Origin of the sequence: Microbacterium sp. A8/3-1 (assembly GCF_040267695.1) — a bacterium.
In the GTDB taxonomy this organism is placed as follows: Bacteria; Actinomycetota; Actinomycetes; order Actinomycetales; family Microbacteriaceae; genus Microbacterium; species Microbacterium luteolum.
The window spans coordinates 3,609,822-3,627,564 of sequence record NZ_CP158357.1; the positions used below are offsets into that span (position 1 = coordinate 3,609,822).

Genomic DNA, 17,743 nt, shown 5'->3' on the forward strand with positions numbered 1-17,743 from the left:
GAGACCGGAGCCGGTCAGACAGCGAGAACGGATGCCGCCTGCCGGGCAGCGCCGAGGGCGACGTACTCCTCGGACGCGGGAACCTCGACCGGGATGCCGAGCACCTCGGGGGCGATGGCGCGCACCGCCTCCGACTGCGCGCCGCCGCCGATGAGCAGTGCGCGCCGCAGCGGCACACCCTCCGCGCGTAGTGCGTCGAGGCCGGCGCCGAGGCCTGACAGCATCCCCTCGACCGCGGCCCGCGCGAGGTTCTCCCGCGTGGTCGAGGCGAGGGTCATGCCGCTGAGCGTCGCGGTGGCATCGGGCAGGTTCGGGGTGCGCTCCCCCTCGAAGTAGGGGACGAGTGCGAGGCCGGCCGCGCCCGACGGCGCCGCCAGCGCGAGCCGGCTCAGCTCGTCGTGATCCACTCCGAGGAGGGATGCCGTCACGTCGAGAACCCGCGCCGCATTGAGCGTGCAGACCAGCGGGAGGAAATGCCCGTCGGCGGAGGCGAACCCGGCGATGATCCCTGAGGCGTCGGCCGACGGCGTCTCGCTCACCGCGAAGACCGTGCCGCTGGTGCCGATCGACACGACGACGTCGCCGGGCCCCGCACCGAGACCGAGGGCGGCCGCGGCGTTGTCGCCGGCTCCTGGCGCGACCAGGCGCCCCGCGGCATCCGTCACCGACTCGTGCGCGCCGAGCACCCGCGGCAGCACCGCGTCGTGTCCGAGCGCGGCGATGAAGAGCTCGCGGTCGTACTCGCCGGTCGCGGGGTTCCAGTACCCGGTGCCCGAGGCGTCGGAGCGGTCGGTGACCAGCTCGTCGAGCACGGGTCCGCGCGGCGCCTCGCCTGCCGGACCGAAGCCGCGCAGCCGCCAGGTGAGCCAGTCGTGCGGCAGGGCGATCGCGGCCACTCGCGCCGCGTTGTCGGGTTCGTGGTCGCGGAGCCAGCGCACCTTCGAGATCGTGAAGGATGCCACGGGCACGAGTCCCGTGCGATCCGCCAGCTCCTGCGCCCCGAACTCGGCGACGAGCGCCGTCGCGGCATCCGCCGATCGGGTGTCGTTCCACAGCAGCGCATCGCGGATGACCCGGCCGTCGGCGTCGAGCGCGACCATGCCGTGCTGCTGCCCGCCGATGGCCCACGCCGCGATGTCGTCGAGTCCGCCCGCACCGGCGATCGCCGTCTGCAGCGCGGTCCACCACGCCTCGGGATCGACCGCGGTGCCGTCGGGGTGCGATGCCCGACCGGTGCGCACGACGGCACCGGTCGAGCTGTCGACGACGACGACCTTGCACGACTGCGTCGAGGAGTCGACGCCGAGGACGAGGGCCATCGCCGTGCTCAGCGCGCGCCGAGCAGGTGCTCGGTCGCCAGCTGCTGCAGGCGCACGAACCCGAAGCCGTGACCGCCGAGGTACGCGTCGGCGTCGAAGTCCTCGTAGGCGCTCCGGTCGGCGAGGAAGTCGTCGTAGCTCTCGCCGGGGTTGAGCGTCGGCGTCGAGAGCTCGGCGACCTTGGCGGCGGCCAGCGCCTCCTGCACCTCGGGGTCGGCGCGGAAGGCCGCGGCGCGCTCCTTCAGCAGCAGGTAGGTGCGCATGTTCGCGGCGGCCGAGTCCCAGACGCCGTTCTCGTCCTCGGTGCGGCTCGGCTTGTAGTCGAAGTGACGCGGACCCTCGTAGGCCGGGACGCCGTTCGGTCCGCCGTTCTCGAGCAGGTCGACCAGCGAGAAGGCGTTGTGCAGGTCGCCGTGTCCGAACACGAGGTCCTGGTCGTACTTGATGCCGCGCTGGCCGTTGAGGTCGATGTGGAACAGCTTGCCGTGGTACAGCGCCTGGGCGATGCCGGCAGTGAAGTTTAGACCCGCCATCTGCTCGTGCCCGACCTCGGGGTTCACGCCGACGAGCTCGGGGCGCTCGAGGGAGTCGATGAACGCGATCGCGTGCCCGAGCGTCGGCAGCAGGATGTCGCCGCGGGGCTCGTTGGGCTTCGGCTCGATCGCGAAGCGGATGTCGTAGCCCTTGTCGGTCACGTAGTCGCCGAGCAGGTTCACGGCCTCGCGATAGCGCTCGAGCGCCGCCCGGATGTCCTTGGCGGAGTCGTACTCGGCGCCCTCGCGACCGCCCCACATGACGAACGTCTTGGCTCCGAGCTCGGCGCCGAGGTCGAGCTGACGGAAGACCTTGCGCAGCGCGTAGCGGCGCACGTCGCGGTCGTTCGAGGTGAACCCGCCGTCCTTGAAGACCGGGGCGCTGAAGAGGTTGGTGGTGACCATCGGCACGATCAGTCCGGTGTCGGCGAGCGCGCCCTTGAGGCGGTCGATCTGGTTCTGCCGCTCGGCATCCGTCGATCCGAACGCGAACAGGTCGTCGTCGTGGAAGGTGAGCCCGTAGGCGCCGAGCTCGGCGAGCTTCTCGACTGCGTGCACGACGTCGAGGGCCGGACGCGTGGGGCCGCCGAACGGATCGGTGCCGTTGTAGCCGATGGTCCAGAGGCCGAACGAGAACTTGTCGTCGCGGGTCGGGGTGAGGCTCATGATGCTCCTTCGCATGGTGCCGGACAGCGGCGCGGCAGAAAATGTTGTGAGCAACAACATATAACCTGGAGGAGCGGATGTCCAGCCTCCTAGACTGAGACGCCGGACCGAATGCGAGGACGATGTGACGGACGCTTCGACGGGGCGCAGCGGAACCGCTGTGCTCAAGGACTCGGGCGACGGCGTGCGTGCGCGCAACCTCGCACGGGTCCTGCGGCTCGTCCACCTCGGCGGTGCCCAGTCCCGGGCACAGCTGACGACGGCGACCGGCTTGAACCGCTCGACGATCGCCGATCTGGTCGCCGAGCTCGTCGGCGAGGGGTGGGTCGTCGAGCGCGATCCCGATCCCGTCGGACGCGTGGGGCGACCATCGCCCGTCGTCGCGGCCTCGCCCCGCTCGGTCGTGATCGCGGTGAATCCTGAGATCGACGCGGTCGAGATCGCCGCGATCGACCTCTCGCGGACGATCGCGGTCCGCGAGCGCATCGAGTCCTCGACCCTGCTCACCGCCGTCGATGTCGCCGACCTCGTCGCGGACGTCGTCGAGCGCTGGCGTGCCGGTCCGCTCGAGGATGCGCGGCTCGTCGCCGTCGGAGTGGCGGTGCCCGGACTCGTGCGCGCGGCCGACGGCCTCGTCCGCAACGCCCCGCACCTCGGATGGACGGATGTCCCGGTGCGGGCGCTGATCGCCGAGGCGACGGGCCTGCCGGCCGCCGTCGGGAACGACGCGAGTCTCGGCGCGCTCGCCGAGCACCTGTTCGGCGCGGCGCAGGGAGCCGACGACGTCGTGTACCTCAACGGCGGACCGTCCGGCATCGGCGGCGGCATCATCGTGCACGGCTCACCGGTCGGCGGCGTGGGCGGCTACGCCGGCGAGTTCGGTCAGAACCGGGTCGACGCCGTGCATGCGACCGTGCTCGAGGACGACGTCAGCCGCGCCCGGCTCCTGGCCGTGCTCGGCCTGGCGGCGGCGGACGACGCGACGCTCGCGGATGCTCTCGCCGCGGCATCCGACGACGATCCGGTCCGTGAGGAGTGCCTGCGCCAGCGGCGACTGCTGGCGCAGGCGATCGCGGATGCCGTGAACATCCTCAACCCCTCCGTGGTGGTGCTGGGCGGTTTCCTCGCCCAGCTGGAGGAGCTCGACCCGGAGGGCTTCGCCGCCGCCGTGGCGGAGCGTGCGATGTCGGAGAATGCGGAGGGTCTCCGCATCCTCCCGGCATCGCTCGCCGCCGACCGGCTGCTGCTCGGTGCGGCGGAACTCGCCTTCACCTCGGTCGGCGTGATCTGACGAGCCTCGCCGGTGGGCGGATCAGGCGAGCGCGGCCACGAGCGCCCGCGCTGCCGACTCCGACGACTGCGGGTTCTGCCCCGTGATGAGCAGTCCGTCGACGATCGTGTGGTCGCTCCAGGCCTCGGAGACCTCGACCTCGGCGCCCTGTGCGCGCAGCGCGCTCTCGAGCAGGAACGGCGCGCGGTCGGCGAGACCGCCCAGGCGCTCCTCCTCGTCGGAGAAGCCGGTGATCCGTCGTCCGGAGACGACCGGGTCGCCGGAGGCCGTGCGGGCGGGGAGGAGGGCAGCCAGGCCGTGGCACACCGCGGCGAGGGGGCGGCCGGCGGCGAGGGTCGCCGTGATGAGCGCCGCCGAGTCGTCGTCTTCGGCGAGGTCCTGCATCGGTCCATGGCCGCCCGGGTAGTACACGGCGTCGTAGGCCGCGGGGTCGACGTCGGCCAGCACCAGGGGTGTGGTGAGCGCGGAGATCTCCGCGAGCGCTGCGGCGTCGCCGTCGGCCAGGCTCGCGGCGTCGGCGACCGGGGACGCGCCAGCCGGAGTGGCGAACGCGATGTCGTGACCGGCCGCGGTCAGCAGTCGGTAGGGGGCGAGCAGTTCTTCGGCCCAGAACCCGGTGGGGTGCGCGGTGCCGTCGGTGAGCGTCCAGGTGCGGGCGGCGGTGACGACGAAGAGGACGGTGGACATGGATGCTCCTTCAAGGGGCGACGAGTGCCGAGCGGATGCCGGTATCGAGGACAACGGTTCACCGTCGCGCGATCTTCCGATAGATTCGCGATATGAGCGATCGGAATTCCGATGGACTGAGGGATGTCGCGCTGTGGCGGACGTTCCTCGCGGCGTATCGGTCGGGGTCGGTGTCGGCAGCGGCGCGGATGCTGGGACTGGCGCAGTCGAGCGTGACGGCGCAGCTGCAGGCATTGGAGGTGCGCATCGGCGAACCGCTGTTCGAGCGTCACGCCCGCGGCATCCGTCCGACGCTCCGGGCTGACGATCTCGCCGACCGGCTGGCCGGTCCGCTCGACGCTCTCGCGACCGCGCTCGGTTCACCGCCGGCCGCGGATGCGCCGCCGGTCCGCCTCGGCGGCGCGGGTGACCTGCTCGCGGCGGTCGCTGCTCCCGCACTCGCACCGGCCGTGGCGGGAGGGCTGCGGATCACGATGATGCCGGGGCTCGCGGCCGACCTGCTCGACAGCATCGCGGCGGGGAGCCTCGATCTCGTGATCTCGGCGGTGCGGCCACGCGGGCGCGCGCTCCCGACCGCCGCGCTCTTCGACGAGGAGTTCGTCCTCGTCGCGTCGTCCTCGCTCGGGATCGAGTCGTCCGTCGACCTGCGGCCCGATGTGCTGGCGTCGACGCCGCTTCTTGCCTTCGCCCAGGACGTGCCGATCCTCCGCCGCTACTGGCGGCACGTGTTCGGGATCCGGCTCGAGCGCACGCCCGCTCTCGTCGCGCCCGACCTGCGCACGCTGGTCGCCGCGGCGGTGGCCGGTGCGGGAGTCACGGTGCTGCCCACCTACCTGATCGCCGACGAGCTGGCCGACGGGCGTCTGACGGTCCTCCGTGAGACCGACGACCCGCCGATCAACACCCTCTATCTGGTGCGGCGTCCGGGGCCGCTCGCCGATGGAGTCGCCGTGGTCGAGCGCGCGCTGCGCGACGCCGTCGCGGACCTCTGAATCAGCGCGCGAACCAGTTCCGCAGCGAACGGGTCACGAAGGGCAGCACCCAGTACGTCATGATCGGCGTGAGCACCAGGGTCGTGGCGAGCACGCGCAGCCAGATCGGCAGAGCGTCCCAGCCGGGGACAGGGCTCATGGCGTAGGTGAACGCGACGTTCACGGGGAAGAAGCCGAGCCAGATCGAGACCGCCTGCTTCCAGCGGGGCGGGGCGGGCGCGACGGTGACGGTGGTGGTCCCGCCCTCGCTGGTCGGCAGGGTGATCGTCCCGGTGGTCGGCTCGTCGAACCAGCCCTCGATGCCCGTCCGGCGCTTGGAGCGCTCGCTGCGGATGAAGCCCTCGCCCATCGAGAGCCACCACTCGCGCTCCCCGGACTTCTCCCATGCGACGAGAGACTCCTCGTTCGCGAAGCGGTAGAGCATGTGCCAGATCTGGGAATCCTCGCCGGCGCGCACCCAGCCGGAGCCGAGGAATCCCGGATACTTCGTCGCGAGGTTGACTCCCGTCTGCACCCAGACGGTCGCCTCGGTGATGCGACCGGGGTCGACCTCGCGGCGGATGGACACGGTGATGGGTTCGGACACGGCGAAGTCCTCGTGACGGGGAGCCCGGATCGCGGGCTGCCGGAGCGGTCGCGCCGGGGTGTGGGCGCACCGTCGATTCTATTTCGGCTCGGCGGGCACGCGGAATCAGGCGATCGCGCCGATTCAGGCCGATCGGCTGCGAAACGGCCTGAATCCACGCGATCCCCTGATCTCGCGCCTCCGCATGAGGCTCCCAGGAAAGAGAGGACCCCCGCCGACCCGATTCGGCGGGGGTCTCGCGGCGTGGGCACCGCGACGGGAGCGAGAGTGCTCACCGAGTGCGCGGATGATGTGACTACCCGATCCGGTCTGAGTCTCCTTGCCCGCGCATCTGCAGTTGTAATCGACCGAGGTGGCCGGATGGTGAACGCGGCGCGAACATCCGCTCGCAGGCGCCGTTCATCATTTACAAGGATGTCCTAGTAAATGGTCGGATGCCGGAGTAAACTCCCAATGTGCCAATGATGGCTCGGAGGGATGTCACACAATGACTCGTACTATCCCGCACTTCGTGGGCGGATCGCTTCTCACCCCGGACACCGGTCGCTTCGCCGACGTGTTCGATCCGAGCTCGGGCGCCGTGCAGGCGCGAGTGCCCCTGGCGTCGGCCGACGAGGTGCGCGAGGTGATCGCGAACGCCGAGGCGGCGCAGGTCGCCTGGGCCGCGACGAACCCGCAGAAGCGCGCCCGTGTGCTCCTGCGCTTCCTCGATCTCGTGCAGCGCGAGATGCAGTCGCTCGCCGAGCTCCTCGCCAGCGAGCACGGCAAGACCGTCGACGACGCGAAGGGCGACATCCAGCGCGGCCTCGAGGTCATCGAGTTCTCGGCCGGTGCCCCGCACCTCCTCAAGGGCGAGTACTCGACGGGCGCCGGCGCCGGCATCGACGTCTACTCGATGCGGCAGCCGCTCGGCGTGGTCGCCGCGATCACCCCGTTCAACTTTCCCGCCATGATCCCGCTGTGGAAGGCGGGGCCGGCGCTCGCCGCGGGCAACGCCGTGGTGCTCAAGCCCAGCGAGCGCGACCCCTCCGTGCCGGTGCGCATCGCCGAGCTGTTCCTCGAAGCGGGCCTCCCCGCCGGTGTGCTGAACGTCGTGCACGGCGACAAGGAAGCCGTCGACGCGCTGCTCACCGACGACCGCATCCGCGCGGTCGGCTTCGTCGGCTCCACGCCGATCGCCGAGTACATCTACTCGACCGCCGCGGCGCACGGCAAGCGTGCCCAGTGCTTCGGCGGCGCCAAGAACCACATGATCGTGATGCCGGATGCCGACCTCGATCAGGCCGTCGACGCTCTCATCGGCTCGGGGTACGGCTCGGCGGGGGAGCGCTGCATGGCCATCTCCGTCGCCGTCCCGGTCGGGCAGGAGACCGCCGACGCGCTGGCGGCCAAGCTCCTCGAGCGCGTCGCACAGCTCCGCATCGGTCCGTCGCTCGCGAAGGATGTCGACTACGGGCCTCTCGTGACCCGCGCCGCGGTCGAGCGCGTCGAGGGATACATCCAGCAGGGCATCGACGAGGGAGCCACGCTCCTCGCCGACGGCCGCGGATTCACCGTCGACGGCTACGAGGAGGGCTTCTACCTCGGCCCGACCCTGTTCGACCACGTCACGACCGACATGGCGATCTACCGTGAGGAGATCTTCGGGCCGGTGCTCGTGATCGCGCGGGCCGGCGACTACGAAGAGGCGCTGCGGATGGCGTCGGAGCACGAGTACGGCAACGGCGTCGCGATCTTCACCCGTGACGGCGATGCGGCCCGCGACTTCGCAGCCCGGGTGCAGGTCGGGATGGTCGGCGTGAACGTGCCGATCCCGGTGCCGATCGCGTACTACACGTTCGGCGGCTGGAAGCGCAGCGGCTTCGGCGACCTGAACCAGCACGGCGCCGACGCGTTCCGCTTCTACACGAAGACCAAGACCGTGACGAGCCGCTGGCCTTCGGGCATCAAGGACGGCGCCAGCTTCGTCATCCCCACCATGCACTGACCCACCCTTCGACAAGGAACTCTGATGACAATGACCACCGTCACCACCACCGCCGAAGAGCGCGAGGCCATTCTCGACGCGGTCCGCGAGTTCGCGGAGACCGAGCTCGCACCGTTCGCCGCAGAGCGCGACGAGAAGCACATCTTCCCGCGGGAGTCGCTGAACCGGGCCGGCGAGCTCGGGCTCGGCGGCATCTACGTCGACGAGGAGTTCGGGGGAAGCGGTCTGAGCCGCACCGACACCGTCGCGATCTTCGAGGAGCTCGCGAAGGGCGATCCCGCGGTCGCCGCCTACATCTCGATCCACAACATGGTCGTGTGGATGATCGACACCTACGGCGACGACGCGCAGCGGAGCGCCTGGCTGCCGCAGCTCACCGCGATGCAGGAGTTCGGCGGCTACTGCCTCACGGAACCCGGAGCAGGATCGGATGCCGCGAACATCGCCGCGAGTGCGGTCCGCGACGGCGACGACTACGTGCTCACCGGCGTGAAGCAGTTCATCTCCGGCGCGGGCGAGGCGGCGGTGTACGTCGTGATGGCGCGCACCGGGGAGCCGGGTGCCCGTGGCATCAGCGCGTTCCTGGTCGCCGGTGATGCGGACGGTCTCAGCTTCGGAGCGCCGGAGAAGAAGATGGGCTGGCATGCCCAGCCCACGCGGCAGGTGATCCTCGACGGCGTGCGCGTTCCGGCATCCGCTCTTCTGGGCGAGGAGGGTCGCGGCTTCGCGATCGCGATGTCGGCCCTCAACGGCGGCCGGCTCAACATCGCCGCGTGCTCGCTCGGCGGTGCGCAGTGGGCGCTCGACAGGGCGGTGCAGTATGTGCACGAGCGGGTCGCCTTCGGAGAGCCGCTCGCCGAGAAGCAGTCGATCATGTTCGCGATCGCCGACATGCGCACCGACCTGCAGGCCGCCCGCCTGATGGTGCGCGACGGCGCGGAGGCCGTCGACCAGCACGCACCCGACGCGACCATGCGCTGCGCCATGGCCAAGCGCTTCGCCACCGACGCCGGCTTCGACGTCGCGAACCGTGCGCTCCAGCTGCACGGCGGATACGGCTACCTGCAGGACTACGGGATCGAGAAGGTCGTGCGCGATCTGCGCGTGCACCAGATCCTCGAGGGGACGAACGAGATCATGCGCCTGATCGTCGGCCGCGAGATGCTGCGACCCGCGGGGTCGTCGTCGATGCGGAGCGCATCATGACCACGGCGCCGGCCGTCGTCGCCTTCCTCGGTCTCGGCCACATGGGCCTGCCGATGGCGAAGAACCTCGTCGCCGCGGGCCATGAGGTGCGCGGGTTCGACCTGGTTCCGGCAGCGATCGAGGCGGCACAGGCAGCCGGGATCACGGTGGCTTCGAGCGGGGCGGATGCCGTGGTCGACGCGGATGTCGTCATCACGATGTTCCCCGCGGGGAAGCACGTGATCGAGGCGTACCGCACCGAGCTGCTCGCTGCCGCTCGCCCTGGCACCCTCTTCATCGAGTCGTCGACGATCGCGGTCGACGAAGCCCGTGCCGCACACGCGCTGGCGCTCGCCGCCGGCCACCGCAACGTCGACGCCCCCGTCTCGGGTGGCGTCGTCGGGGCCGAGAACGGCACTCTGGCCTTCATGGTCGGCGGCTCCGATGAGGACTTCGCCGCCGCCCTTCCACTGCTCGAGGTGATGGGCAAGCGGATCGTGCACTGCGGCGGTCCGGGCCTCGGCCAGGCGGCGAAGGTGTGCAACAACATGGTCCTCGCGGTGTCGCAGATCGCGGTCGCCGAGGCGTTCGTGCTGGGGGAGCGCCTGGGCCTCGAACATCAGGCGCTGTTCGACGTGGTCTCGCAGGCCTCCGGTCAGTGCTGGTCGATCACGACCAACTGCCCGGTGCCCGGTCCGGTGCCGACCAGTCCCGCGAACCGGGACTATCAGCCGGGGTTCGCCGGAGCCTTGATGGCGAAGGATCTGGGTCTCGCGCTGCAGGCGATCGAGCAGACGTCGACGGATGCCCAGATGGGCAGGCTCGCGCAGCGGATCTACGCCGAGTTCGCCGCGGGAGACGGTGCCGGCCGTGACTTCTCCGGCATCATCACCGACATCCGTGAGGCGGGCTCCTGACCGGTGTCGGACGCCTGCAGGCCGGAAACACATGTGCAGGTCGTATCCGCGCATCCGGACCTGCAACTGTCTTCTCGACCTGCAAGTGGCGGGCCGGGGGAACGCGACGAGACGACACGCAGGGCGATACTGGGATGACCACGACGGAGAGGGCGACATGACGGAGTACGAGACGATCCTGGTGGAGCAGCGCGGACGCGTCGGATGGATCACGCTGAACCGGCCGCAGGCGCTCAACGCCCTCAACAGCCGGCTCGCGGAAGAGGTCACCGCGGCCGCTGTCGCCTTCGACGAGGATGACGGCGTCGGCGCGATCGTCGTGACCGGGTCCGAGAAGGCGTTCGCGGCGGGTGCCGACATCAAGGAGATGGAGAGCATGTCCGCCGCGGAGATGCTCGAGACCGACCACTTCGGCGTGTGGCACGAGTTCGCGGCCGTGCGCACGCCGGTGATCGCCGCCGTCTCCGGCTTCGCCCTGGGCGGCGGATGCGAGCTGGCGATGATGTGCGACATCATCCTCGCCGCCGACACCGCGAAGTTCGGGCAGCCGGAGATCAACCTCGGCGTCATTCCCGGCATGGGAGGGACGCAGCGTCTGATCCGCGCCGTCGGCTACTACAAGGCCGCGGAGCTGGTCCTCTCCGGACGCCTCATGGGTGCCGAGGAGGCGGAACGCGCGGGTCTCGTCTCGCGGGTGGTTCCGGCATCCGATCTCCTCGCCGAGACTTCGACGCTCGCCGAGACGATCGCCTCGAAGTCGCTGCCGTCGCTGTTCGCCGCGAAGGCGGCTCTGGACGCGGCGATGGAGACGCCCCTCGCGGAAGGGCTGGCCCACGAGAAGCAGGCCTTCGCGGCGCTGTTCGACACCGCGGATCAGAAAGAGGGCATGGCCGCGTTCCGGGAGAAGAGGACGCCCGCCTTTGAGAACCGCTGACCGGTCAGCCGCGCAGCGTCTCGACGATCTTCGCGATCCGACGCTCGCGCGTCGCGTCCTGCTTCGCGTCGGTCACCATCCGGGCGTGCTCCTTGCGGGCCGAGTAGCTGAGGGCGTCGAAGGCGGCGCGCAGCGCGGGCTCGGCGTCGAGGGCCGCGGCCAGCTCGGTCGGCACGTCGACTGTCCGCTCGGCGGAGTCCACCCGGATGACGGCGTCGATCTCCTGGCCGATCTCGAGTCCGAGATCGGCGCGCACGGCCTTCGTGAAGCCGATCATGTTCTCGCCGCCCATGCGCGCCAGACGCAGCCGCGCCGTGCGTCCGCCGATCGTGACCGCGACCGGGAACACCTTGCCCGCGCCGAACGAGTCGACCTGCTCGTCGCTGAGCACGATCGCCGCAGCGGGACCGCGGCCGATGAGGACGGTGTGCAGCCTGAGTTCGCTCATGCCGACAGGCTACGCCCGGGATCGTCGATCTCGGCGACGAGAACCTCGTTGCGCTGCGCGATCAGCCGGCGCATGTACGCGCGCAGGAAGACGGCATCGACGAGCCTGCCGAGCGGACCGAACGGCGAGCGGAAGGTCACGGTGTCGCGCATGAGGGTGCCGGCCGGATGCTCGTCGAACCTGTGCTCGTGCAGGAAGGCGCCGAACGGTCCGGCGATCTGCCGATCGGAGAACCCGCGCGGCGGATCGATGTCGAAGACCACCGAGCGCAGACGGAAGGGGATACCGAAGTGGCGCGCCCGCCACGTCACCGTCGAGCCCTCGGTGAACACTCCGCCCGCGGGAGGCTCGACCATCGTCTCGCCGTATCGGGACATGGAGCGCACGTGCATGCCCGGATCGAGCGAGACGCGGAACACCTCGGCAGGGCCGGCGGCGACGATCGTCTCGAGAACGAACCGCGCCACGTCAGAGCGCTTCGGGCTGCGGGCGCGGGTCGGTGAAGTCGCCGGCGTCCTTGCGCATCCTGGCCACGATCGCGACGAGCTCGGCGGCGTCGTCGCGGCTGAGGCCCGGATCGGCGAAGACGTCGGCGTTGAGGGCCTCGGTCGCCCGCTCGACGAGGTCTCGACCGGCATCCGTCAGGGCGAGGAGCGCGGCGCGGCCGTCGTAGGGGTGCGGCGCGCGCACGATCAGACCGTCCCGCACGAGGCGCTCTGCCGTGCTCGTCACCGTCGTCGCATGCACCTGGAGTCGGGCGACCACGCTCGACAGCGGCAGGCTTCCCGCGCGGCTGAACGCGAGAAGCCGCAGCACCTCGTAGCGGGCGAAGCTCAGTGCGAACGGCTTGAGGGTGGCGTCGACGCGGGCGAGCAGCAGCTGCTGAGCACGCATGACCGAGGTGACGACGGTCATGCCGTCAGCGGCATCCGTCCATCCGTGCGCGAGCCACTGCCGCTTCGCCTCGGCGAGCGGGTCAACGGGGAGCGGTCGGGATTGGGCCACATCCCTACGGTAGCGGCGGGAGGGCGGTGCGGCGGGACGGCGCGCGACGCGCCCGCTGCCGAGGCTTCTGGGTCTGAGTCGCAGGTGGACTGGGACTCAGTATCGCGGTCTAGAATTGCAGCAGTCGTGAGGAGCAATCGATGAAGATCTTCGTCCTGGTCAAAGAGGTGCCCGACACCTATGGCGATCGCAAGCTGAATCTCGAGACCGGCCTGGCTGATCGTGGAGCCGGCGACGTGGTCCTCGACGAGATCACGGAGCGGGCGCTCGAGGTCGCGCTGAGCTACGCCGACAAGAACGAGGGCACCGAGGTGGTGGCCCTCTCCATGGCACCTGCCGGGTCGACGGCATCCGTCCGACGGGCGCTCGCGATCGGCGCCGGCTCCGCCGTGCACATCGCCGACGAGCAGCTGGCCGGTGCGGATCTCGGGCTCACGGCAGAGGTGCTCGCCGCAGCCATCCGCCGCGGAGCCCCCGACCTGGTGATCACCGGGAACCTGTCGACCGACGGCTCCGGCGGCGTGATCCCGGCGATGCTCGCCGAGCATCTCGGCTTCGCGCAGGCCACAGCCCTCAGCTCGGTGGAGATCACCGCCGACGGCGTCTCCGGCACGCGCGCCGCGGATGCCGGCGGCCAGCAGGTCTCGGCTCCGCTGCCCGCCGTCGTCTCGATCACCGAGGCGCTCCCGGACGCGCGGTTCCCGAACTTCAAGGGCATCATGGCGGCCAAGAAGAAGCCGCTCGACGTGCTCTCGCTCGCCGACCTCGACGTCTCGGCGGACCCTGCCGCAGCGCCCCGCACCATCATGACCGCGGTGTCGGAGAAGCCGCCGCGGGCGGCAGGCGTGAAGATCACCGACGAGGGCGATGCCGCCGAGAAGCTCGTCGAGTACCTCGTGCAGAACAGGCTGGTGTGAGATGACCTATCCCGAGAACCCCATCCTCGTCCTCATCGACGTCGACCCGTCGGGCGGCGCCGCGAGCAGCACCGCCGCTCTTGTCGGCGCGGCCTCGACGATCGGCGCTCCCGTGGCCCTGATCGTCGGCGGCAGCCAGGCGGCGGTGGATGCCGCAGCGGCCGCCGGTGCGGCGGTCGTGCTGACCGCCGAGGGCGATTCCGCTTCGCTCACCGTGCCGATCGTCGACGCCCTGCAGGCCGCGTTCGACCAGGTGAAGCCGGATGCCGTGCTCATCTCCAACTCGATCGCGGGCCGCGACGTCGCCGGTCGCTTCGCCGTGCGCTCCAGGAGCGCGCTCGCGGTGGACGCGGTGGGCGTCTCCCGTGATGACGAGGGGATCGTCGCGCACCACTCGGTGTACGGCGGCTCGTACCTCGTCGACGCGGCGGCGACCTTCGGGGCGCCGGTCATCACGGTGCGTCAGGGCGCAGTCGACGCGCGTGCCGAGGCCGTGGCTTCGCCGCAGGTCGAGGTGCTGCAGGTCGCGGCATCCGGTGCGGTCGCCGCGACCGCCGGTGCGGTCGAGGCGGTCGAGGTCGCCTCCTCCCGGCCCGAGCTCCGAGGGGCGACGCGCGTCGTCTCGGGCGGACGCGGTCTCGCGTCGAAGGAGAAGTTCGTGCTCGTCGAGGAGCTCGCCGATGCGCTCGGCGCCGCCGTCGGCGCCTCGCGTGCGGCGGTGGATGCCGGATACATCCCCCAGTCGCACCAGGTCGGACAGACCGGAGTCTCGGTGTCTCCGCAGCTGTATGTCGCTCTCGGCATATCCGGGGCGATCCAGCACCGCGCGGGCATGCAGACCTCGAAGAACATCGTCGCGATCAACAAGGACGGCGAGGCGCCGATCTTCGACGTCGCCGACTTCGGCATCGTCGGCGACGTCTTCACCGTCGTGCCGCAGGTCATCGCCGCGCTCGAGGCGCGGAAGAAGTAGACATGGCCACACGGATGCTGCGGCGCGGACTCCCGCGCGTGCCCGGCGGCGAGCCGTGGCCCCCGGCGGATGCCGCGGGAGTGGTCGCTGAGCCTGTCGAAGCGTCCTCCGTCGTTGGCCCTTCGACAAGCTCGGGGACCCAGGTCGCGAGCAGTGCAGAGGCGACTCCCGGCTGGGTCGCTGAGCCTGTCGAAGCGTCTTCCGCCGTGGGCCCTTCGTCAAGCTCAGGGACCCAGGTCGCGGAGACCCAGGTCGCGGAAGGTCCGGTCGCGCGCATGCGCCGCGGTCTGCCTCGCGTCGTCGGCGGCGAGCCCTGGCCGCCCGCCGCCACGGCTGCGGTTGGTCCCGCGTCTGACCGTGCCCCCGCTGTGGCGCCCGCCGCGCCCGAGGCGGTGACGACGCCCGCGGCTGGGGCAACCGCCGCGGCGCCGGCATCCGGCGAGTCCTCGGTCCGCCGAGGCCTCCCGCGCGTCGCCGGTGGCGAGCCCTGGCCGCCGGCCGGAACGGCGCCGCTGCTGGGCGCGAGCCCGGCGACGGGCTCGGAGGCTCCGGCCGATGACGCGCCGGAGCAGACCGGTGCCGCCGTCGTCCAGACCGAAGCCTCGGCGCCGGTCGCGATCCTCTCCGCCGACCTCGACACCCCGCTGCCGTGGACGCGCACCGTCTGGAACGGCCGCGCTCCCCGGCATGTGGCTGCGGCTCCGGCATCCGCTCGTCGCCTTCCGTCGTGGCCGCAGGCGATCGCCGGTCTGCTGGGTGCCGCGGCACTGGGGCTGATCGCAGGAGCGGCGATCGCGTTCGTTCGCACCCTCCTCAGCTTCCCCTTCATGCAGGACTTCCTCGCCGCATTCCCCGGGGAGTACGAACCGGCCATCGCGGTCGCACCGGGATTCGCGCCGTGGATCGGCTGGCAGCACTTCTTCAACATGTTCCTGATCGCGTTGATCATCCGCTCGGGGCTGCGTGTGCGCAGCGAGAAGCGGCCGACGGTGTTCTGGACACCGCGCGGCAGCCAGAAGGGCAAGATCAGCCTGACGCTCTGGTTCCACCAGGCGCTCGACCTCCTGTGGATCATCAACGGCGTGATCTTCGTCGTGCTGATCTTCGTCACCGGGCACTGGGTGCGGATCGTGCCGACGAGCTGGGAGGTCTTCCCCAACGCTCTCTCCGCTGCTCTGCAGTACGTGTCGTTCGACTGGCCGCATGAGAACGGCTGGAACAACTACAACAGCCTGCAGCAGCTCGCGTACTTCACGACCGTCTTCATCGCCGCGCCGTTGGCCGTGGCGACCGGATTCCGGATGTCGGGGCTGTGGCCGAAGAAGGCCGAGACGCTGTCGAAGGCGTACCCGGTCGAGTGGGCCAGGGCGCTGCACTTCCCGATCATGCTGTACTTCGTGGCGTTCATCATCGCCCACGTCGCGCTCGTGATGCTCACCGGGTTCCTGCGCAACCTGAACCACATGTACGCGGCGCAGGATGCCGTGACCTGGACCGGCTTCTGGGTGTTCCTCGCCTCGCTGGCCGTGCTCGCGGTCGGCTGGTTCTCGGCGCGGCCGCTCGTGCTCGCGCCGATCGCGAAGCTCTTCGGCCAGGTGTCGGGCCGGTGAGTCCGGAGAGCGACGACGCGCATATCGCCGACTACTGGCGCGATGCGCGAACAGCGCTGCCGGAGCTGCCGGAGACCCCACCCGAGGCATGGGGATTCGGCGCGACCCCCCAGCAGGCCGATGAGCTCCTTGCGCTCGTGGTCACCGGACTGAAGGACGGAACCGCGTCGTCCCTGTGGGACTACGAGGCGAACCGGGACCCGCTGCCGACGGTCGGAGAGCTGAGCATCATCCTCGACGGGGTGGGTGCACCGCGAGCGGTCATCGAGACCACGGCCGTCGAGATCGTCCCCTTCGACGAGGTCGACGAGGCGCACGCCCACGCCGAGGGTGAGGGCGACCGCACGCTCGCGCACTGGCGTGCCGTTCACGAGCGGTATTGGCGTGAGCACTCCGAGAACCCCCGCGGCTATGCGCCCGACATGCCCGTCGTGTGCGAGAGGTTCCGGTTGATCCACGCCGCGTGAACCCGCGAACGTGCACGCGCGCGACGAGGGAGAGGAAGAGGAACATGGCAGAGGCATACATCGTCGACGCGGTCCGCTCGCCGGTCGGCAGGCGCGGCGGATCGCTCTCCGGCATCCATCCCGCCGACCTGGGCGCGCACAGTCTGCGGGCGCTGGTCGACCGGGTCGGCATCGACCCGGGACTGATCGACGACGTGATCCTCGGCACGATCGACGCGATCGGCGGGCAGGCCGGCAACGTCGCCCGCACTGCCCTGCTCGTCGCCGGATTCCCCGAGCATGTGCCCGGCGTCACGATCGACCGTCAGTGCGGGTCGAGTCAGCAGGCCGTGCACTTCGCCGCGCAGGCCGTGATGAGCGGTACGGCCGACCTCGTGATCGCGGGCGGGCTGCAGAGCATGTCGCAGGTGCCGCTGACGTCGTCGGCCCTCGTGGGGGAGGCGTTCGGGTTCACGACGCCTTACGCGGAGTCGCCGGGATGGCAGGCGCGCTACGGCGACCAGGAGATCTCGCAGTTCGTCGGCGCCGAGCTGATCGCCGAGAAGTGGGGCATCACCCGCGAGACGATGGAGCAGTTCGCGCTGGAGAGTCACCGCCGTGCAGCGCTCGCGCAGGACGAGGGGCGCTTCGCCCGTCAGATCGCGCCGCTGAACGGGCTCGACCACGACGAGGGCGTGCGCCGCGACACGACGCTCGAGCGGATGGCGGGGCTGCAGCCGTTGCGACCCGGCGGCCGCATCACCGCCGCCGTCTCGTCGCAGATCAGCGATGCGTCGAGTGCCGTTCTCGTCGCGAGCGAGCGGGCCGTGAAGGAGCACGGGCTGGTTCCCCGGGCGCGCGTGCATCATCTGTCCGTGCGCGGCGACGACCCCGTGCTCATGCTCACCGCGCCGATCCCCGCCACCCGGCATGCGCTCGAGCGGACGCGGCTGACCGTCGCCGACATCGACCTGTTCGAGATCAACGAGGCGTTCGCCTCCGTCGTGCTCGCCTGGATGCAGGAGCTCGACGTTCCGTACGAGAAGGTCAACGTCAACGGTGGAGCGATCGCCCTCGGTCACCCGATCGGCGCGACAGGCACCCGACTGATGACCACATTGCTCGCGGAACTCGAGCGCACCGGCGGCCGCTACGGACTGCAGACGATGTGCGAGGGCGGTGGCGTCGCCAACGTCACGATCATCGAGCGCCTCTGATCCGCGTCTGCGAGACGCGGATCACCGCAC

18 protein-coding genes are annotated in these 17,743 nt (G+C 70.6%); 11 read left to right on the top strand and 7 right to left on the bottom strand.

Annotation, left to right across the window (positions count from 1 at the left end):
* Positions 1–14: 14 nt before the first annotated feature.
* Positions 15–1,319 (bottom strand): xylulokinase, encoded by a 1,305-nt coding sequence (gene xylB, locus ABS642_RS17665; protein WP_350351145.1) that lies wholly within the window; start codon positions 1,317–1,319, stop codon positions 15–17.
* An 8-nt stretch (positions 1,320–1,327) separates the two neighbouring features.
* A complete protein-coding gene (xylA, locus tag ABS642_RS17670) occupies positions 1,328–2,518 on the bottom strand; it encodes a xylose isomerase (RefSeq protein ID WP_282215844.1) in 1,191 nt (396 codons plus the stop codon).
* A gap of 124 nt (positions 2,519–2,642) precedes the next feature.
* Between xylA and ABS642_RS17675 the strand changes: the two genes are divergently transcribed.
* Complete coding sequence (locus ABS642_RS17675) at positions 2,643–3,809, top strand: ROK family protein (protein ID WP_350351146.1); 1,167 nt, start codon at positions 2,643–2,645, stop codon at positions 3,807–3,809.
* A 21-nt stretch (positions 3,810–3,830) separates the two neighbouring features.
* Here ABS642_RS17675 and ABS642_RS17680 read toward each other — a convergent pair whose 3' ends face one another.
* Positions 3,831–4,496, bottom strand: a complete 666-nt coding sequence (locus ABS642_RS17680; protein ID WP_350351147.1) for a type 1 glutamine amidotransferase domain-containing protein — start codon at positions 4,494–4,496, stop codon at positions 3,831–3,833.
* Positions 4,497–4,588: 92 nt separating this feature from the next.
* On the opposite strand from ABS642_RS17680, the gene ABS642_RS17685 reads away from it, so the two are divergent.
* Positions 4,589–5,488: a LysR family transcriptional regulator gene (locus ABS642_RS17685; RefSeq protein ID WP_350351148.1), complete on the top strand. Its 900-nt coding sequence runs from the start codon at positions 4,589–4,591 to the stop codon at positions 5,486–5,488.
* A gap of 1 nt (position 5,489) precedes the next feature.
* On the opposite strand, the gene ABS642_RS17690 is transcribed toward ABS642_RS17685, so the two are convergent.
* The gene (locus tag ABS642_RS17690) at positions 5,490–6,074 is read right to left on the bottom strand and encodes an antibiotic biosynthesis monooxygenase (protein ID WP_350351149.1); all 585 of its coding nucleotides are present in this window, start codon (positions 6,072–6,074) and stop codon (positions 5,490–5,492) included.
* Positions 6,075–6,561: 487 nt separating this feature from the next.
* Between ABS642_RS17690 and ABS642_RS17695 the strand changes: the two genes are divergently transcribed.
* From ABS642_RS17695 to ABS642_RS17710, 4 genes are all read left to right on the top strand, one after another.
* Complete coding sequence (locus ABS642_RS17695; RefSeq protein ID WP_350351150.1) at positions 6,562–8,061, top strand: CoA-acylating methylmalonate-semialdehyde dehydrogenase; 1,500 nt, start codon at positions 6,562–6,564, stop codon at positions 8,059–8,061.
* 24 nt (positions 8,062–8,085) lie between these two features.
* Positions 8,086–9,267, top strand: a complete 1,182-nt coding sequence (locus tag ABS642_RS17700; RefSeq protein ID WP_282215850.1) for an acyl-CoA dehydrogenase family protein — start codon at positions 8,086–8,088, stop codon at positions 9,265–9,267.
* On the top strand, positions 9,264–10,163 hold the full coding sequence (gene mmsB / locus ABS642_RS17705; RefSeq protein WP_350351151.1) for a 3-hydroxyisobutyrate dehydrogenase: 900 nt from the start codon (positions 9,264–9,266) through the stop codon (positions 10,161–10,163). The genes ABS642_RS17700 and mmsB overlap by 4 nt, the downstream gene beginning before the upstream one ends.
* A 157-nt stretch (positions 10,164–10,320) precedes the next feature.
* On the top strand, positions 10,321–11,097 hold the full coding sequence (locus tag ABS642_RS17710; protein WP_350351152.1) for an enoyl-CoA hydratase-related protein: 777 nt from the start codon (positions 10,321–10,323) through the stop codon (positions 11,095–11,097).
* Positions 11,098–11,101: 4 nt separating this feature from the next.
* On the opposite strand, the gene ABS642_RS17715 is transcribed toward ABS642_RS17710, so the two are convergent.
* The 3 genes from ABS642_RS17715 to ABS642_RS17725 are packed head-to-tail and all read right to left on the bottom strand — an operon-like array spanning position 11,102 to position 12,550.
* Entirely contained in the window at positions 11,102–11,545 is a 444-nt protein-coding gene (locus ABS642_RS17715; protein WP_350351153.1) for a YdeI/OmpD-associated family protein, read from the bottom strand.
* Positions 11,542–12,012, bottom strand: coding sequence for an SRPBCC family protein (locus tag ABS642_RS17720; protein WP_350351154.1), 471 nt, complete (start codon positions 12,010–12,012; stop codon positions 11,542–11,544). Before ABS642_RS17720 ends, ABS642_RS17715 begins: the two co-directional genes overlap by 4 nt.
* Before the next feature lies 1 nt (position 12,013).
* Positions 12,014–12,550: a MarR family transcriptional regulator gene (locus ABS642_RS17725; RefSeq protein ID WP_350351155.1), complete on the bottom strand. Its 537-nt coding sequence runs from the start codon at positions 12,548–12,550 to the stop codon at positions 12,014–12,016.
* Between the two features lie 140 nt (positions 12,551–12,690).
* On the opposite strand from ABS642_RS17725, the gene ABS642_RS17730 reads away from it, so the two are divergent.
* The 5 genes from ABS642_RS17730 to ABS642_RS17750 are packed head-to-tail and all read left to right on the top strand — an operon-like array spanning position 12,691 to position 17,713.
* Positions 12,691–13,467: an electron transfer flavoprotein subunit beta/FixA family protein gene (locus ABS642_RS17730; RefSeq protein ID WP_350351156.1), complete on the top strand. Its 777-nt coding sequence runs from the start codon at positions 12,691–12,693 to the stop codon at positions 13,465–13,467.
* 1 nt (position 13,468) lies between these two features.
* Positions 13,469–14,440 carry an electron transfer flavoprotein subunit alpha/FixB family protein gene (locus ABS642_RS17735; RefSeq protein WP_350351157.1) on the top strand — a complete coding sequence of 324 codons (972 nt, stop codon included), beginning with the start codon at positions 13,469–13,471 and terminating at the stop codon, positions 14,438–14,440.
* 2 nt (positions 14,441–14,442) lie between these two features.
* On the top strand, positions 14,443–16,050 hold the full coding sequence (locus ABS642_RS17740; RefSeq protein ID WP_350351158.1) for a cytochrome b/b6 domain-containing protein: 1,608 nt from the start codon (positions 14,443–14,445) through the stop codon (positions 16,048–16,050).
* A complete protein-coding gene (locus tag ABS642_RS17745) occupies positions 16,047–16,517 on the top strand; it encodes an ASCH domain-containing protein (protein ID WP_350351159.1) in 471 nt (156 codons plus the stop codon). Before ABS642_RS17740 ends, ABS642_RS17745 begins: the two co-directional genes overlap by 4 nt.
* 44 nt (positions 16,518–16,561) lie before the next feature.
* Positions 16,562–17,713: an acetyl-CoA C-acetyltransferase gene (locus ABS642_RS17750; RefSeq protein WP_350351160.1), complete on the top strand. Its 1,152-nt coding sequence runs from the start codon at positions 16,562–16,564 to the stop codon at positions 17,711–17,713.
* The last annotated feature ends 30 nt before the right edge of the window (positions 17,714–17,743 follow it).

What these genes read in the sequence shown, in the direction of transcription:
- xylB (WP_350351145.1), bottom strand. Translation starts at nt 1,319, where the DNA reads ATGGCCCTCGTCCTCGGCGTCGACTCCTCGACGCAGTCGTGCAAGGTC.
- xylA (WP_282215844.1), bottom strand. Translation starts at nt 2,518, where the DNA reads ATGAGCCTCACCCCGACCCGCGACGACAAGTTCTCGTTCGGCCTCTGG.
- ABS642_RS17680 (WP_350351147.1), bottom strand. Translation starts at nt 4,496, where the DNA reads ATGTCCACCGTCCTCTTCGTCGTCACCGCCGCCCGCACCTGGACGCTC.
- ABS642_RS17685 (WP_350351148.1), top strand. Translation starts at nt 4,589, where the DNA reads ATGAGCGATCGGAATTCCGATGGACTGAGGGATGTCGCGCTGTGGCGG.
- ABS642_RS17695 (WP_350351150.1), top strand. Translation starts at nt 6,562, where the DNA reads ATGACTCGTACTATCCCGCACTTCGTGGGCGGATCGCTTCTCACCCCG.
- ABS642_RS17700 (WP_282215850.1), top strand. Translation starts at nt 8,086, where the DNA reads ATGACAATGACCACCGTCACCACCACCGCCGAAGAGCGCGAGGCCATT.
- mmsB (WP_350351151.1), top strand. Translation starts at nt 9,264, where the DNA reads ATGACCACGGCGCCGGCCGTCGTCGCCTTCCTCGGTCTCGGCCACATG.
- ABS642_RS17710 (WP_350351152.1), top strand. Translation starts at nt 10,321, where the DNA reads ATGACGGAGTACGAGACGATCCTGGTGGAGCAGCGCGGACGCGTCGGA.
- ABS642_RS17715 (WP_350351153.1), bottom strand. Translation starts at nt 11,545, where the DNA reads ATGAGCGAACTCAGGCTGCACACCGTCCTCATCGGCCGCGGTCCCGCT.
- ABS642_RS17730 (WP_350351156.1), top strand. Translation starts at nt 12,691, where the DNA reads ATGAAGATCTTCGTCCTGGTCAAAGAGGTGCCCGACACCTATGGCGAT.
- ABS642_RS17735 (WP_350351157.1), top strand. Translation starts at nt 13,469, where the DNA reads ATGACCTATCCCGAGAACCCCATCCTCGTCCTCATCGACGTCGACCCG.
- ABS642_RS17740 (WP_350351158.1), top strand. Translation starts at nt 14,443, where the DNA reads ATGGCCACACGGATGCTGCGGCGCGGACTCCCGCGCGTGCCCGGCGGC.
- ABS642_RS17750 (WP_350351160.1), top strand. Translation starts at nt 16,562, where the DNA reads ATGGCAGAGGCATACATCGTCGACGCGGTCCGCTCGCCGGTCGGCAGG.